Origin of the sequence: Shewanella sp. DNRA4, assembly GCF_012843185.1 — a bacterium.
In the GTDB taxonomy this organism is placed as follows: domain Bacteria; phylum Pseudomonadota; class Gammaproteobacteria; order Enterobacterales; family Shewanellaceae; genus Shewanella; species Shewanella xiamenensis.
In genome coordinates this window covers 194551-209643 of the sequence record NZ_JABAIP010000009.1, presented here as the reverse complement: position 1 = coordinate 209643, position 15093 = coordinate 194551, and the positions used below count along the sequence as shown (strand labels likewise).

The window sequence follows — 15093 nt, the reverse complement described above, 5'->3', positions numbered from 1 at the left end:
AGAGAAAACTATGTTCATTTCAAATGCATATGCAAATGCTGGTGGCGCTCCACAGAGTGGTGGCACTATGGAATTGATTTTCATGCTGGTGATTTTCGGCCTGATTTTCTATTTCATGATTTTCCGTCCGCAATCGAAGCGTGTTAAAGAGCACAAAAACCTGATGTCATCACTTGGAAAAGGTGATGAAGTGCTGACCAGCGGCGGCATTTTAGGCAAGATTGCGAAGATCAGCGATGACAATGACTACGTGTTACTGAGCTTGAACGACACGACTCAAATTACAATTAAAAAAGATTACATTGCAGCTGTATTGCCTAAGGGCTCTATCCAGTCGTTGTAAGCCAAGAGGGCTCAGGCGTGTTAAATAAATACCCAATGTGGAAGAACATTATGGTGGTGCTTATCATCGCCATAGGTTGTTTCTATGCCGTACCTAACCTGTTCGGTGAAGATCATGCGGTGCAAGTAGTGGCGACTCGAGGTGCTGAAGTCACGGCATCTACCCAAGCCAGAGTGAACGAGCTGTTAGCCAGTAAGGGCATTGCGGTAAAGCGTTCTGAGCTTGAAAAAGGCCAATTGTTGGTTCGCGTACAAAACGCGGATCAACAGTTGTTGGCCAAGGAAACTATCGCCGAAGACTTAGGTGATAAGTTTACCGTAGCACTTAACCTTGCCCCTGCAACACCTAAATGGCTCGAGTCTATGGGTGGTAGCCCAATGAAACTCGGTTTGGACCTTCGTGGTGGTGTGCACTTCCTGATGGAAGTGGACATGGGCGAAGCCATTCGTAAGATGGAAGAAGCCAAAGTGGCTGATTTCCGTTCGCAATTACGTGAAGAAAAAATCCGTTACGCGGGCATTCGTATAAATGCCCAAGGTATCGAGATTAAATTCCGTGATGCTGAAAGTTTAGCCAGTGCAGAACGTTTCTTAAAATCTCGCAGCAACGATATGGTGTTCACCGATGTGAGCAAGGGTGAAGATTTTGCCCTGCAAGCTGTGATGAGCGAAATCTATCTCAAGCAGATTAAAGAAGAAGCACTGCAGCAAAACATTACCACTATCCGTAACCGTGTAAACGAGTTAGGGGTATCAGAGCCTGTGGTACAACGCCAAGGTGCTGAGCGTATTATCGTTGAGTTACCAGGTGTACAAGATACTGCTCGCGCCAAGGAAATTTTAGGTGCAACCGCATCGATTGAATTCCATATGGTGGACGATAAGGCTGACCCTAATGCGGCGCAATCTGGCCGTGTACCCGCGGGTTCTGAGGTGTATCAACGCCGTGAAGGCGGTCAAGTGGTGCTGAAGAAGGAAGTGATGCTAACGGGTGATCATATCACTGGCGCACAACCTAGCTTTGACCAATATAGCCGTCCACAGGTAAGCATTAACCTCGACGCTAAAGGCGGTACCATTTTTTCTAACGTGACTAAGGACAATATCGGTAAGCCGATGGCGACCTTATTCATTGAATATAAAGACAGTGGTGAACGTAACGCCGATGGCAGCGTCAAAATGCTGAAAATCCAAGAAGTGATTTCAGTAGCGACGATTCAAGCACGTTTAGGCCGCAACTTTGTGATCACTGGGTTAAGCCACGGTGAAGCACAAAACCTCGCGTTATTGCTACGTGCAGGTGCTTTGATCGCGCCAGTATCGATTGTGGAAGAGCGTACCATTGGTCCAAGCCTAGGTGCGGAAAACATCGAAAGCGGTATGCAAGCCATGATCTGGGGTATGGCAGTCGTGCTTATCTTCATGTTGGTTTACTACCGCAGTTTTGGCTTTATCGCCAACTTGGCCCTAACGGCAAACCTAGTGATGGTGGTTGGGGTGATGTCTATGATCCCTGGCGCCGTGTTAACCCTGCCAGGTATTGCGGGTATGGTGTTAACTGTGGGTATGGCGGTTGACGGTAACGTACTGATTTACGAGCGTATTCGTGAGGAGTTACGTGCAGGTCGCAGTGTGCAGCAGGCCATTCACGAAGGTTACGGCAACGCATTCTCTACTATCGCCGACGCTAACATTACTACCTTCATAACAGCATTGATCCTGTTCGCCGTAGGTACGGGCGCGATCAAAGGCTTCGCTGTGACCCTGATGATCGGTATTGCGACATCAATGTTTACCGCTATCGTGGGAACCCGCGCAATCGTTAACGCGATGTGGGGCGGTAAGCGCGTGAAGACGCTGTCTATCTAAGGGGAAGCGATAATGTTAGAAATTTTATCTTTAAAACGTACGGTTAACTTCCTCCGTCATGCGCTGCCTATCAGTATTATGTCGGCCATTTTGGTATTGGGTTCGCTTGTTTCTCTGGCGACTAAGGGTATCAACTGGGGCTTAGACTTTACTGGCGGTACTGTGGTTGAGATGGAGTTCACTCAACCTGTTGATTTGAATGTGTTGCGTACAAAACTGTCATCGCCTGAATTAGATGGCGCGATTGTGCAAAACTTTGGTTCAAGTCGCGACGTGTTAGTTCGTCTGTCGGTGAAAGAAGGCGTGAGCAGCGATGCCCAGGTTAAATCTGTAATGACAGCTGCCCAGCAAGTGGATGCAGGCGTTCAACAAAAACGGGTTGAATTCGTCGGTCCTCAGGTGGGTAAAGAACTGGCTGAGCAGGGCGGTTTAGCCGTGTTAGTTGCACTAATCTGTATCATGATCTACGTGTCGTTTCGTTTCGAATGGCGTTTGGCTGCGGGTTCAGTCGCGGCATTGGCCCATGACGTGATTGTGACCTTAGGAGTGTTTTCAGTATTTCAACTGGAGTTTGACCTAACAGTATTAGCCGGTCTGTTAACCGTTGTGGGTTACTCACTGAACGATACCATTGTGGTATTTGACCGTATCCGTGAAAACTTCCTCAAGATGCGTAAGAGCGATCCTGAAGAAGTCGTGAACGTTTCAATTACCCAAACCATGAGCCGTACCATTATCACGACGGGTACGACGCTGGTGACAGTTGTTGCGCTGTTCCTGAAGGGCGGCACCATGATCCATGGCTTTGCGACCGCACTGTTACTGGGTATTTTCGTTGGTACTTACTCTTCTATCTATGTGGCGAGTTTCTTAGCGATCAAACTCGGCATTTGCCGTGAGCATATGATGCCAGTTGAGATAGAGAAAGAAGGTGCAGATCAACCACCGATGATGCCGTAAATGGGTCTCAAATTAATCTATTTTAGATACCAATATTGTTGATAAAAATGCCACTTTTAAAGTGGCATTTTTTTCGCCGTGATTACTCGCTTTCGATAATCTGCTATCAAACTCACAACTTTATAGTGACTAATGCTGTAAAACGTAAATGTTAAATTGATTAACAACTGGCGTAAAAAACAGCACTCGACAGGCTCAGTTATTTCACTGTAGGATGTCGGCTGCCGCTATTTTTAAAAGATAAATGCAGTAGGAAGTCGCATGGAAGAACGTAAAACATTAATTGCTGGTGGAAACCTATTACAGGCCCATACATGGAAGGGATTATTAGAAGCCTGCGGTATTCATGTGGAGTTGCGTGGAGAGGCCTTGTTGGGTGGCGTCGGTGAGTTACCTGCCAATCTTCACAATGTTGAGCTTTGGGTTCGAGAGTCGCAGCTGGCTAACGCACAAGCGCAATTAAGCGGCTTGGATGTGGTTAGTCCCCAATGGCAATGTGTACAGTGCCATGAGATGAATGAGGGCAGCTTCGAATTGTGTTGGCATTGTAGTGCTGAGCGTAGCGAGAGCCATAATTAATTTACTCATCAATCCATCTATCGTCGGGATCCATATTCCCGACCATCATTGCATATTTTTATTTAGATAAAAATTTTCTAACTTATTCATATTATTAAGTATTTATTGTTGAGTATCGTGTTAATCTACGCTGACTTATCATTTAGTTAGTACGATAAGATATGCCTGCATTATTCTGTCAGATAATGCGCTTATTCATAATGTTGAGTTAACGCTGTTTATAATCAGAGCCTTGATTTTTATATAGACCAAAACAGATGTTAACCCTGTGCATGAAAATAATTGAAGTTTGTTTTTACTCCATATTTATTAGGCTTATACGATGCAATATTTCCCGTTATTTATTGATACCGTTAATCTGAATGTGCTGCTTGTTGGGGCAGGGGATGTAGCGAGTCGTAAACTTGCCTTGCTGACGCGTACCGAAGCGAATATCCATGTTATTGCGCCAGAGGTAAATTCTGAGGTTCAAGCCTATGCTGATAAGGGACGGATATTATTGTCACAACGATCAGTCGTGCAGGCTGATATTCAAAATTACGATCTTATTTATCTCGCAACGGCCAACGATAAACTCAATAGTGAATTAGCGACCTTAGCCACTGAGCGTGGCATATGGGTCAATGCCGTGGACAATCCCGCTTTTTGCCGTTTTATTACGCCGTCCATCGTGGATAGAGGGCGCCTTGTTGTGGCGATCAGTACGGCAGGGGCCGCGCCTGTATTTGCCCGTACCATCCGAGCGAGATTAGAAGCCAGTCTACCGCAATCCTTGAAACCGCTATTTGACTTTGTGGCCGACAAACGTCTCGAAGTACAACAACGCCTCACCAAAACCGCGACACGTCGATTATTTTGGGAACGTTTTTTCGATACCAATGGTGATAGGTTTGATGCACGTACGCTAGAGCATTACCAAAATGCTTTTAACCATATCGTCAGCCGTGGAGAAATCCTGTTATTGGATGAGGCTACACCCGTCGAGTTATTGCCGCTGGCGGCCATGCCGTTACTGCAACGCCTTGACTGGATTTATAGCCAAGAGACCTTAACGGATGAATTATCAGAATTCGTTCGCCGTGATGCTAACCGCGGCGGATTACTCGCTCTGAGCGAAATAACTCACGAATATGAGCAGGGCACAAGAATGCTGATTGTTGCCGATACTCAGAAAATTAATCAGCTAAAGGCCCACTTTCCTGTCGCGAAGCATTTACGCCCCGGGGCGATTTAGTCTTCTTTATCGTAGTTTGTTTGAGCTGACGGCGAGTCTTAGGTAGACTCGCCGTTATTTTTTATCATTAAGCTTAGGATGTACTATGGCGCTTAAAGCGACCGTGTTTAAGGTCAATCTTCAGATCGCCGATATGGACCGGGGATATTATCAAGATCATCAACTGACGTTAGCGCAGCATCCTTCGGAAACCGATGGCCGCATGATGGTGCGTTTGCTGGCATTTATCCTCAATGCTTCCGAGACCTTAAGTTTTACTAAGGGATTGTGCGTCGACGATGAACCCGAACTGTGGGATAAGAGTCTCTCAGGGGAAGTAAACCTGTGGATTGAGTTTGGCCAAGCCGATGAGAAGTGGCTGCGTAAGGCGAGCGGCCGCGCGAAAGCGGTGCAGCTGTTTACCTACGGCGGACGTAGTGTTCCTATTTGGTGGAAACAGAATCAAGCAGCATTAGAGCGCTATAAAAATTTAAAAGTATGGAATATTGCCGAAGAGTCAGTGACGGCGATGGAGGCCTTAGTGAGCCGCACTATGTCGCTGCAAGCGTCTATCAGTGAAGGGCAAGTCTGGCTATCTGACAATGAGCATAGTCTGCTTATCGAACCAGAGATGCTTAAGGATTATCAATAATAAAAGAGCCTGCGATTGCAGGCTCTTGTGTTAATTCGCTGTGATTATTGGAATTTCAATTCCCAGCTATCGATATAGCCTACGTCACCACGGCCGCTATCTACCGCTTTAAGTTTCCACACACCGCTTGACTCAACGCCAGTCATATCCACTGTGTAGCTCTTATTGATATTGTCAGTGCCAGAACCTGTTCTATTGTGCAATGTTGAAGTTTGACCACTTGGGCTGATCAATTGCACTTTTAAGTCACCAATGTAAGGGTGAACAATATTCACCACTGCAGTCACAGTGCCTGAGTTACCCGTGCGGGTCACTGTAATTGGGCTAGTGATCCCTGCTGTTTTATTATCAGGAATATTGTAGTTATCGGTGTTGGTGTAGCTTGCTGGCGTGGTAGGAGTACCACCACCGCTTTGGGCTGTGTAGCTTGCGGTTAACGATACACCGCTAAAGGCTGAATAGCCTTTTACCATCGCGTAGTAAGTACCAGATTGAACGTTGCTGATTGGGCAAGATTCACTGTTACCACCTTTGTATGGACGGCAATCGTAGTTTGAGGTCGTTGGCGCTGCGCCGTACTGTACGTACAGATCCGCATCACCCGTGCCACCGTTCATCACAAAACCTAAGTTAGTTGCACCCTGTGGTACTTCAAAAGAGAAATGCAGTTCTTCACTGGCGGCGCCGCTTAGACCTGTTTTTGGCACACCGTTCACTAACACGCTGTCAGTTGGTGTAGGGTCAACCGGATCCGTAGGACCATTACAGGACGCATCTAAGAAGGTTTTCGCTGCAACGGCATTGACCAGACCATAACCATAGTAATCATCACGGCCAGCTGTGCCTAAGTCTTCAGCCGTTTGCTTGAGTGCGTTACGCACCTGAGCAGCGCTACATTCTGGGTGATAGCTCCACACTAAGGTTGCCACGCCTGACACATGTGGAGTCGCCATCGATGTACCGTTGTAGTACTCGTAGTCTTTATTACCTTGGTTGCTTACGGTAACGGTTGCACCTAACTGGTTACGCAGTGCTAGACCGGTTGCACGGTCAACAGATACTGACACCATGTTGATTTCGCTGTTAGCATCGACCAAGAAGGGGTTTTGTAGTCCAGGTAAGGCGGTGTTACTGTACACGATAACAGCGCTAGCGCCCGCATTCTTACAGGCTTTTACCGCATTGATTTCTGGATAAGAAGTGCCTTGGTTACCCACTCGCTCAACTAGACAGACTTTGTTGGTCATATTGCCGCAGTTGAAGGTTGAGCCGCTAACCGTACATTCGGCTAAGGTTGCGGTTGCCGTGCCATTGTATGGATTGGGCGCATAGTTAGTGCCTGATGGCGTAAAGCGATTGTGTGGCACAACGCCGGAGTTAAAGTATGACTGACCACCGATAGTAATATCGGCTAAACGTCCTTCACCGCGTGTAACGGTAGAGAGAATGGCTTCACCAGGACCCGAGATCTCGACTTGGTTGGTGTATTGCGAGAAGGCTGAGTGGTCTTTGTGATTATCAACAGACGCTACTGACATTACCGCATCGTACGAAGCGGGGTAGCTATGGGTATTGTTACCATCGTTACCCGCGGCTGCAATCAAGAGTACGCCGTTATTGTAGTGGGCGGCTAAGGCATTGCGCTCGGTTGTACTTGAGCCTGCGCCACCTAAACTCATGGTGACCACATTGGCGCCATTATTAACACAGGTATCGACCGCCGATACGAGTGAAGATGAGTAACCCCAGCCAGCTTCATTAAATACTTTAATCACATGGATATTGGCATTTTGATTTGGCATCACGCCAATAACGCCGTCGTTGTTGGCGATCGCCGCGATAGTACCAGCAACGTGAGTACCATGGGCATTGTTATTGCCAGGTTCAAACCAATTACCGGTGCCGGAGTTATTGGTACCTGTGACATTGTTACCGCTTAAGTCGCTGTGACCACGGTCATAACCTGAGTCGATAATACAGATGGTGCGGTTACCCGCTTGGCTATCGCTTAATTGGGTCGCACCCACAAAGGTTTGCCCCCAAGGAGTTGTTTCACTTAAAAAGCGGCGTGGCATGTCTTCTTCCACATATTCCACATCGGCGCGGGCTCTTAATGCCTTAATGCCATTGTTATCCAGCTTAACTGAGTAGCTGTTACTGCGGCCAATACGCTTCATTTCTTTGGCTTGCGCCTTGTTCAGCACACTGTGCTGGGCGCTAATTTCAGCCACTTGAGGCTGGTAGTTCATGGTGGTGGGTAATTGGTCGCTGACTTGAGCACTATCGACAGACATCAGAGCGGGGGCATCGGCATTTTTAAATTTAACGATATAGCGCTTAGGCAAAGGAGAGGTCTGTGCTTGCATCGCCGCGTTGAAACCCGGTACGTCGGGGGCAGCATGAACACTTGCTGAAATTGCAATAGCTAAGCTGGATAAACTCAGGGCTATCTTAGTGGTTCGATTGATTGTCATGTTTTTCTTCCATGTTCAATTTAGGGTTAATCATTATTATTTTGTGCTTTTAAAGAATAACTACGACTCAGACGCTACTCAGTTAGTGAATTTATCTTTCGCGTAAGCATTTGTAAATTAAATGTTAATAGTATGGCGGTTTGTAAAATTGCCTGAGGTAATAAGCGGATTTATTGAATAAATAATCAATTGTTACAACTTGTAACGAATGTGTTGGCACTATTTATGTTTATTTATGTGGAAAAGGTGAATAAGTAAAAGTGAATTCTAGCGGCTTTAACAGCGAAGAATGGGTTAGTGTAATTGTATATATTGCTGAAATTTAAAGTTATAATTTTTTGGAATTAAAAGGTGAGAAATCTATAGTATTTTTCAGTGTTTGATATTGAGTTTAATTCAAGTGATTGATTATGCAATTTTATTGAGTTAATGCGTCGGTGGTTTGGCATTTGCCAATTTATTGGCTTTTATGCATGAGCGCAACAGGATAATCGACTAGTGAGTGGTGGGTGAGATACATGAATCTCGGCAGAAATATAAAAAAGCGCCAACTGGCGCTTTTCCATCGTGAATCGAAACAGCAAATTACTCTGTTTTAGGCTGAGCGTCGGCTAAGGTCTGATAACCGCCACCGTTATAGGTTTGAGTGTAACCCGCCGCGACTAAGGCCTCTGTCGCGATACTGCTGCGTCGACCGCTGCGGCAATACAACACCACTGGCGCATCTTTGGCTATACCGCGTTTAGCGAATTCTGCGGCGACTTGCTCAAAGGGAATATTAACCGCATTGGCTAAATGGCCCGCGGCAAATTCCTCAGGGGTGCGAACATCAAGCACCATAGCCCCAGCAGCGATTTTCTCCCATGCTACTTGAGGCTGTTGATCTGCCGCATTTGCTGCATGAGGTACTATGGAGAGTGACAAAAGACTCAATAGGGCTACTCCAAGTAATTTTTTACTGCCAAACAGTAACTTGTTAAACACTGACTTTCTCCTTTGCAAATCTGCATTAACGTTGTTTAGCGATTTCAGCTTCGGATTTGACGCCGAGTTTGCGTAATACCATTGCCGCTGGGCAAAAACCCGTGAAAGCGCTTTGGAATAGGTTAGCGCCTACGAAGGCGGTTAACCACAAAAAGTTATGGTGAACAAAAGCGGTTAATACCAAAGACAGTAACACCATAAATCCGGCAAAGGCCATAATGCTGCGTTCGAGTGACATAGCTTGCTCCTAGCGGCAGCGCGATGGCTGCCTATTGTGGGTTAATCGGCTGTTTGAGTTAAGTTTATGCGATTTTTCATCGCCGCGTAGTAAAGCACAGGGATCACGATTAGGGTCAGTAAGGTCGAGATAAAAATCCCGAAAATCAGACTGATCGCAAGCCCATTGAAAATCGGATCATCCAAAATAAACAGGGCGCCGATCATGGCCGCCAAAGCGGTCAGCATAATCGGTTTGGCTCGCACCGCACCCGAGTGGATCACTGCGCGCTCAAAGGGCACACCTGAGGCGGTTTCCTGATTGATAAAATCCACTAATAATATCGAGTTACGGACAATAATCCCCGCTAAGGCAATCATGCCAATCATCGAGGTGGCGGTAAATTGTGCGCCAAGCAGGGCATGGCCCGGCATCACTCCAATCACCGTCAGTGGGATGGGCGCCATAATGATTAGCGGCACGAGATAGGATCTAAATTGGGCGACGACCAATAAGTAAATTGCAATCATGCCCACGGCATAGGCGATACCCATATCTCTAAAAGTTTCATAGGTGATCTTCCATTCCCCGTCCCAAAGTACGGCCACTGAGTCTAAGCCTGTTGGTTGGTGGATATAATGCTGATCGAAACCTAAGCCACCGTCGCCGTCGATTTTGCCCGCCATGTCGAACATGCCATAGAGCGGACTGTCGAGCGGGCCTGCCATATCGGCAACCACCATCACCATAGGGATCATATTCTTATGGATAATAGGGGCATCGATTTTACCGCGCTTGATGGTCACCAGCTCAGACACGGGCACGGATTGCCCAGTTTGGCTTTGTAACTTCATGTTTAGCACTTGCTCTAAATCGATTTTCGCCCCTTCTTGCAGTTGCAGGCGGATAGGCACGGGGTGTTTTTGCTGAGCAATATGCAAGTAGCTTACATCCTTACCGCCCACTGAGGTCGCAATTAAATCAACGATATTGCTATAGGGCACCGCCATCAGGCTAGCTTTAGAGCGGTCGATCATCACCTGCCATTTTTGCTGTGCTGCGGGTAAGAAGATATCAATATCGACCACATCTTTGGTTTCACGGAACAGTGACTGCAGATCATAAGCTGCTTGTTCACGAATCGCAGGGCTTGGGCCATAGACTTCGGCCACAATCGGCGACCAGACTGGTGGGCCTGGTGGCACTTCAACCACTTTTATATTGGCTTGATATGGCGCACCAATTTGCTGTAGTTCCTCTCTCACTGAGAGTGCAATGCTGTGACTGTCGCGTTTGCGATGCTTTTTATCGACTAGATTGACCTGTATGTCGCCAAGCTCTTGGCTGTGACGCAGAAAATAGTGGCGCACTAAGCCGTTAAAGTTCATTGGCGCATTGGTGCCAGCATACAGCTGCAAATGTTCCACCTCGGGTACTGTGGCAAGGTAACGACTTAAATCCTGAAGCACGCGCTGGGTTTGTTCCACTGGCGTGCCTTCTGGCATGTCCACCATCACTTGGAACTCTGACTTATTATCGAAGGGCAGCATCTTTAATACCACGAGCTGACCTACGGGCAAGGCCACGGCGATACCGATCAATACAAATACACCCGCAGCGAGTCCAATCCGTGCTTTACGGGCGCCTTTACCTAATAGGAAGGGGCCAATTAGACGGGTAAACAGGCGCACCATTTTACTTTCATTTATCACGGCATCGTCGCTGTGGACAGTTTCGATCGCTGGGCCACTATGGTGCTTGAGCAGCTTACGGCTTAGCCATGGCGTGACCACAAAGGCAACCACAAGGGAGATCAGCATGCCCATACTGGCGTTGATGGGAATCGGGCTCATGTATGGGCCCATTAGTCCTGACACAAATGCCATGGGCAGCAGAGCGGCGATAACCGTAAAGGTGGCGAGAATCGTCGGGCCGCCGACTTCATCCACCGCAACGGGGATGAGTTCACTAAAGGATTTTTTACCCAGCGCCATATGCCTGTGAATGTTTTCCACTACCACAATGGCATCGTCGACCAAGATCCCGATGGAGAAAATCAGCGCGAAGAGTGACACTCGGTTGAGGGTAAATCCCCACGCCCATGAGGCGAATAGAGTGATCGCCAAGGTGATAATAATGGCGACACCGACCACTAAGGACTCGCGGGCGCCCATGGTTAAAAATACCAATACGACAACGGCGCTGGTGGCAAAAATCAGCTTAAGAATAAGGGTGTTAGATTTATCTGCCGCCGTCTCACCATAGTTGCGCGAAACAGTCACTTCGACATTGCTGGGGATCAACACATTCTTGACCTTAGCAATGCGATCAATCGTTGCATCGGCGATATCGACAGCGTTTTGCCCCGGTTGCTTACCTATGGCAATCGTCACCGCAGGGTAAATATCTGTCTTGTCACTGTGCCAAACGCTTTGAGTGGGAATATCACTCTTTAAACTGATGTCGGCGATATCGGCCAAATAAACAGGGGTAGGCTTTCCGTTTTTATCCTGCGAAATACTCACAACGAGCTGTTTTACATCGTCTATTGTTTGTAAAAATTGCCCAGCCTGAACCTTAATCTCTTGATTACCTTGTACTAAAGACGCAGGCATCGAGATGTGATTATTGTCATTTAGGCTTTGTCTCAACTTGTCGTAGGTGAGATTAAAGCTATTCATTTTGGCGGGATCGATGCGTACATTGGCCACTATCTCATGTTGGCCGACGGTGTATATCTCCCGCGTGCCAGGGATACGCTTGATTTCGGTTTCTAACCCTTGCGCAACATGGGTCAATTGTTCGGCCGAGACCAGTTTGTCCTTGGACCAGAGTGTTAGGCTGACAATCGGCACATCATCGATACCGCGTGGTTTAATCAATGGCTCGCCAACACCCGCGCCCTGCGGCAGTTTATCCATATTGGAATAAATCTGGTTGTAGAGACTCACTATGGCATCATTGCGGGTTACGCCGACTTTAAAGATCACAATGATCATCGCGCCATCGGGTTGGGAGAAAGAATAGAGCGTGTCTATCCCTTTGATTTCAGAGATCACTTGCTCGGCGGGCAGGGTGACTAAGTTTTCAACTTCGGCCGGAGTGGCGCCAGGAAAGGGGATAAAGACGTCGGCAAAGGTAACGTCAATCTGCGGTTCTTCTTCCTTTGGGGTCACTAAAATAGCAAATAAGCCGAGCAATAAGCCTAAAAGTGCCAGCAGCGGTGTGATGGCACTGTTTTGGAAGGCGGCCGCAATCCGACCCGAAATACCAAGTGTCATCGGAGATTCATTAGCGTGTTTCATTCAACAACCTCATCAAGTTGATATCGCTAGGGAATTTATTGCTTTTGCTCAAGCAACACTTGGTAAGCATCCATGGCGACAATATCTCCGGATTTAAGTCCTGCGAGTATTTCCACTTCACCATTGACAGGTTCTGATACTCGTACCTGAGTGAGCACAAATTGCTCGCCTTTTTTCAGGTAAACGCTACTGAGTTCATTCATAGTGATTAGCGCTGAGGTCGGTAGCTGGATTTTTTCTCGCTCGCCATTTTTAAACAGCGCCTTGGCCCAAGTTCCGGGTTGCAGGTTAGGTTCATCCTTTGGCAGGTTAATCCGCACTTGATAGCTATGGCTCACGGGATCGGCAAAGCTAAAGATGGTGAGGTCCTTAGAGAGGATTTCACGACCATCATTTAAGCGTACTAAAAATTCTGGGGCGCTTTTTAGCTGTTGAATATAGCGTTGTGGCACTTGGGTGATAGCGCGCATTTGGCTTGGTGAAAATCCAGAGAGTAGCGGCTGACCGACAATCACGGTTTCACCTAATTCGACTAAACGCTCGGTAACAATCCCGCTAAATGGGGCCGATACCACAGTATATTTGAGAGACTCAGTCGCCTTGATAACCCGCGCCTTAGCCGCACTCACGGCTTGTTCGGCAGCTTTAGCATTGGCGGTTGCTTCATCCATAGCGCCTTTTGAAATCGCGCCTTGGGGAAAGAGTTCTTTGTAGCGTTTATATTGTGCCTGCGCCTCCACATTTAGTGCGGTGGCTTTGGCGAGATCGGCTTCATAGCTTGCGAGTTCAGCGCCTTGCTCTTTACTGGTGATCTCGAGTAAGGCTGCGCCTTCTGGTACCACATCATTGACATCGTAGTTGAGTTTGACGATACGCCCTGAGGTTTGCGCTGATACCGTGGCAGCTTTTACCGCCTCAATATTGGCATCTAAAGTCACCCAATTCGCGTAGGGTTTGCTCATCACTTCGAGAGTTTCTAAAGAAGATGCCTGCGTCGTGAAGGTAGAAAATGCTAATAATGTGAACAGAGTTCGTGATATTGCTGCCATAACAAATCATCCCAAAAGTAATTCATGAGTAAATTCTAATGGAGTTGGTTTCAATAGGCAATCAATATTTATTAGAAAAATTTAATGTAATCGATTTCACTAATATAGGGGAAAGGCGAATGCGTTTTCCCTTACATCAATCGCCATCGTCATCATTTTTAAGCCGCAATCAGAGCGGCTTAAATATCAGTCGTTTAAATAATAGGTCAGCGTAGAAACAATGCGAATTTGTTTTATATAAGGCGTGCTGCTGTCACGGTCGGAAATCGTGAACTGGCCTTGGCTGGCACTCTTAATCTTACCCAGACGCGATTGTGAGTCCTTAGCAAACTTTTCGGCCACTTCCCGCGCATTTTGCGTTGCTTCTTGCACCATGGTCGGTTTGACATCATTGAGCGCCGTAAATAAAAACTCAGTGCGGTTTTCATAGTCTTGGCTGGCGATAGCAATGCCTTCTTTAACTAAGTTTATCATTTGCTTACGGGTGCTTAGCATGAGATCAATTTGTGAGGTATAGACAGAGAGATTAATCTTAGCCGAGTAACGATACCTGACATTGGGGTCGACATAGCCTTGGGCCTGACGGTCTTCGATGGATGGCAATGACACTGTAATCTCACTGTCGCTAAATCCACTTTCTTTAAGGAAGGCGATAACTCTGTCGGTTTTTTGCTGAACAGTTTCATAAAGCTTAGGGAGGTTGTTGTCGACTTCGGTGAAGTTAATCGGCCAGATAGCGATATTGGCTTTGACTTCTTTTTCGGCCAAGCCTTTAACCGTGACTGTGCGCTCTAAGGCTTTCATCTCTAATAATGCTGAGCTGGCGCTTTGTCCAACATAAACCATGCCTGCACATAAAAAACCACCGAGCACGATGGCGGGAAGTAGATAATTGCGTTGCATAACAGACTCTCTTGATAGAATTCCTTCAGATACCTTACTTCAATTAGCTAGCTTTGTGCATAGGCAAATGCCTAACACATTCAACTTTATACTAAATGCTCAGGTGTTATTCAGGATTAGCGTCATGCTGTTGTAAAAGTGGCTTGTAAGTTAACCTGTTAGCTCATGGGTGGGATTGCACTAGGTTGCCACAATTCGACTTTATTACCATCGGGGTCAATAAACCAGCCGAAACGGCCGAATTCAGAGTCTTCAATATCGCCGATTTGCTCGCCGCCACCCTGCGTGACTTGAAGTAGGGCTTGCTCAAGATCGTCCACGATAAAGTTCACCATAAAGCTTTTATTAGTGGGGGCAAAATAGGTCGTGTTATCGTCAAACGGTGTCCATACATGGTAACTCGGGATGGATTTATCACTATGATAGAACGCCGCGCCTCCCCAGTTTTCAATAGGGATCTCAAGGTGAGTTTTATACCAGGTTGCTAAGGCAACGGGATCGGTACTTTTGAAGAAAATACCACCAAGTCCAATGACTTTTGCCATA

13 protein-coding genes are annotated in these 15093 nt (G+C 46.9%); 6 read left to right on the top strand and 7 right to left on the bottom strand.

The window, feature by feature from the left end; translation table 11 throughout:
• The first annotated feature begins 10 nt into the window (after window positions 1-10).
• The 6 genes from yajC (at window position 11) to HG547_RS11740 (ending at window position 5615) form a co-directional block, all read left to right on the top strand.
• Window positions 11-343: a preprotein translocase subunit YajC gene (gene yajC / locus HG547_RS11765; protein ID WP_069455263.1), complete on the top strand. Its 333-nt coding sequence runs from the start codon at window positions 11-13 to the stop codon at window positions 341-343.
• 17 nt (window positions 344-360) lie between these two features.
• Window positions 361-2211: a protein translocase subunit SecD gene (gene secD, locus HG547_RS11760; protein ID WP_169547925.1), complete on the top strand. Its 1851-nt coding sequence runs from the start codon at window positions 361-363 to the stop codon at window positions 2209-2211.
• A 12-nt stretch (window positions 2212-2223) separates the two neighbouring features.
• Window positions 2224-3171: a protein translocase subunit SecF gene (secF, locus tag HG547_RS11755; protein WP_169547924.1), complete on the top strand. Its 948-nt coding sequence runs from the start codon at window positions 2224-2226 to the stop codon at window positions 3169-3171.
• 261 nt (window positions 3172-3432) lie between these two features.
• Entirely contained in the window at window positions 3433-3750 is a 318-nt protein-coding gene (locus HG547_RS11750) for a DUF2007 domain-containing protein (RefSeq protein WP_037420242.1), read from the top strand.
• 322 nt (window positions 3751-4072) lie between these two features.
• Window positions 4073-4984 carry a bifunctional precorrin-2 dehydrogenase/sirohydrochlorin ferrochelatase gene (locus tag HG547_RS11745; protein WP_055648740.1) on the top strand — a complete coding sequence of 304 codons (912 nt, stop codon included), beginning with the start codon at window positions 4073-4075 and terminating at the stop codon, window positions 4982-4984.
• A gap of 85 nt (window positions 4985-5069) precedes the next feature.
• Complete coding sequence (locus tag HG547_RS11740; protein WP_037420235.1) at window positions 5070-5615, top strand: YaeQ family protein; 546 nt, start codon at window positions 5070-5072, stop codon at window positions 5613-5615.
• Between the two features lie 44 nt (window positions 5616-5659).
• On the opposite strand, the gene HG547_RS11735 is transcribed toward HG547_RS11740, so the two are convergent.
• The 7 genes from HG547_RS11735 to HG547_RS11705 all read right to left on the bottom strand — a co-directional run bounded on the left by HG547_RS11735 (window position 5660) and on the right by HG547_RS11705 (window position 15092).
• On the bottom strand, window positions 5660-8089 hold the full coding sequence (locus HG547_RS11735; protein WP_169547923.1) for a S8 family serine peptidase: 2430 nt from the start codon (window positions 8087-8089) through the stop codon (window positions 5660-5662).
• Window positions 8090-8674: 585 nt separating this feature from the next.
• Window positions 8675-9073, bottom strand: a complete 399-nt coding sequence (locus tag HG547_RS11730; RefSeq protein ID WP_037428230.1) for a rhodanese-like domain-containing protein — start codon at window positions 9071-9073, stop codon at window positions 8675-8677.
• A gap of 25 nt (window positions 9074-9098) precedes the next feature.
• Window positions 9099-9311: a DUF2892 domain-containing protein gene (locus HG547_RS11725; protein ID WP_037420227.1), complete on the bottom strand. Its 213-nt coding sequence runs from the start codon at window positions 9309-9311 to the stop codon at window positions 9099-9101.
• A gap of 41 nt (window positions 9312-9352) precedes the next feature.
• Complete coding sequence (locus HG547_RS11720) at window positions 9353-12595, bottom strand: efflux RND transporter permease subunit (protein WP_169547922.1); 3243 nt, start codon at window positions 12593-12595, stop codon at window positions 9353-9355.
• A gap of 35 nt (window positions 12596-12630) precedes the next feature.
• Complete coding sequence (locus tag HG547_RS11715) at window positions 12631-13644, bottom strand: efflux RND transporter periplasmic adaptor subunit (RefSeq protein ID WP_099458386.1); 1014 nt, start codon at window positions 13642-13644, stop codon at window positions 12631-12633.
• A 186-nt stretch (window positions 13645-13830) separates the two neighbouring features.
• A complete protein-coding gene (locus HG547_RS11710; RefSeq protein ID WP_069455255.1) occupies window positions 13831-14547 on the bottom strand; it encodes an SIMPL domain-containing protein in 717 nt (238 codons plus the stop codon).
• Window positions 14548-14705: 158 nt separating this feature from the next.
• Window positions 14706-15092: a VOC family protein gene (locus HG547_RS11705; RefSeq protein WP_037428235.1), complete on the bottom strand. Its 387-nt coding sequence runs from the start codon at window positions 15090-15092 to the stop codon at window positions 14706-14708.
• Window position 15093 lies beyond the last annotated feature (1 nt).

Excerpts from the sequence above, each read along its gene's own strand:
- HG547_RS11750 (WP_037420242.1), top strand. The coding sequence starts at position 3,433 with ATGGAAGAACGTAAAACATTAATTGCTGGTGGAAACCTATTACAGGCC.
- HG547_RS11740 (WP_037420235.1), top strand. The coding sequence starts at position 5,070 with ATGGCGCTTAAAGCGACCGTGTTTAAGGTCAATCTTCAGATCGCCGAT.
- yajC (WP_069455263.1), top strand. The coding sequence starts at position 11 with ATGTTCATTTCAAATGCATATGCAAATGCTGGTGGCGCTCCACAGAGT.
- HG547_RS11705 (WP_037428235.1), bottom strand. The coding sequence starts at position 15,092 with ATGGCAAAAGTCATTGGACTTGGTGGTATTTTCTTCAAAAGTACCGAT.
- secF (WP_169547924.1), top strand. The coding sequence starts at position 2,224 with ATGTTAGAAATTTTATCTTTAAAACGTACGGTTAACTTCCTCCGTCAT.
- HG547_RS11735 (WP_169547923.1), bottom strand. The coding sequence starts at position 8,089 with ATGACAATCAATCGAACCACTAAGATAGCCCTGAGTTTATCCAGCTTA.
- HG547_RS11725 (WP_037420227.1), bottom strand. The coding sequence starts at position 9,311 with ATGTCACTCGAACGCAGCATTATGGCCTTTGCCGGATTTATGGTGTTA.
- HG547_RS11710 (WP_069455255.1), bottom strand. The coding sequence starts at position 14,547 with ATGCAACGCAATTATCTACTTCCCGCCATCGTGCTCGGTGGTTTTTTA.
- HG547_RS11720 (WP_169547922.1), bottom strand. The coding sequence starts at position 12,595 with ATGAAACACGCTAATGAATCTCCGATGACACTTGGTATTTCGGGTCGG.
- HG547_RS11715 (WP_099458386.1), bottom strand. The coding sequence starts at position 13,644 with ATGGCAGCAATATCACGAACTCTGTTCACATTATTAGCATTTTCTACC.
- HG547_RS11745 (WP_055648740.1), top strand. The coding sequence starts at position 4,073 with ATGCAATATTTCCCGTTATTTATTGATACCGTTAATCTGAATGTGCTG.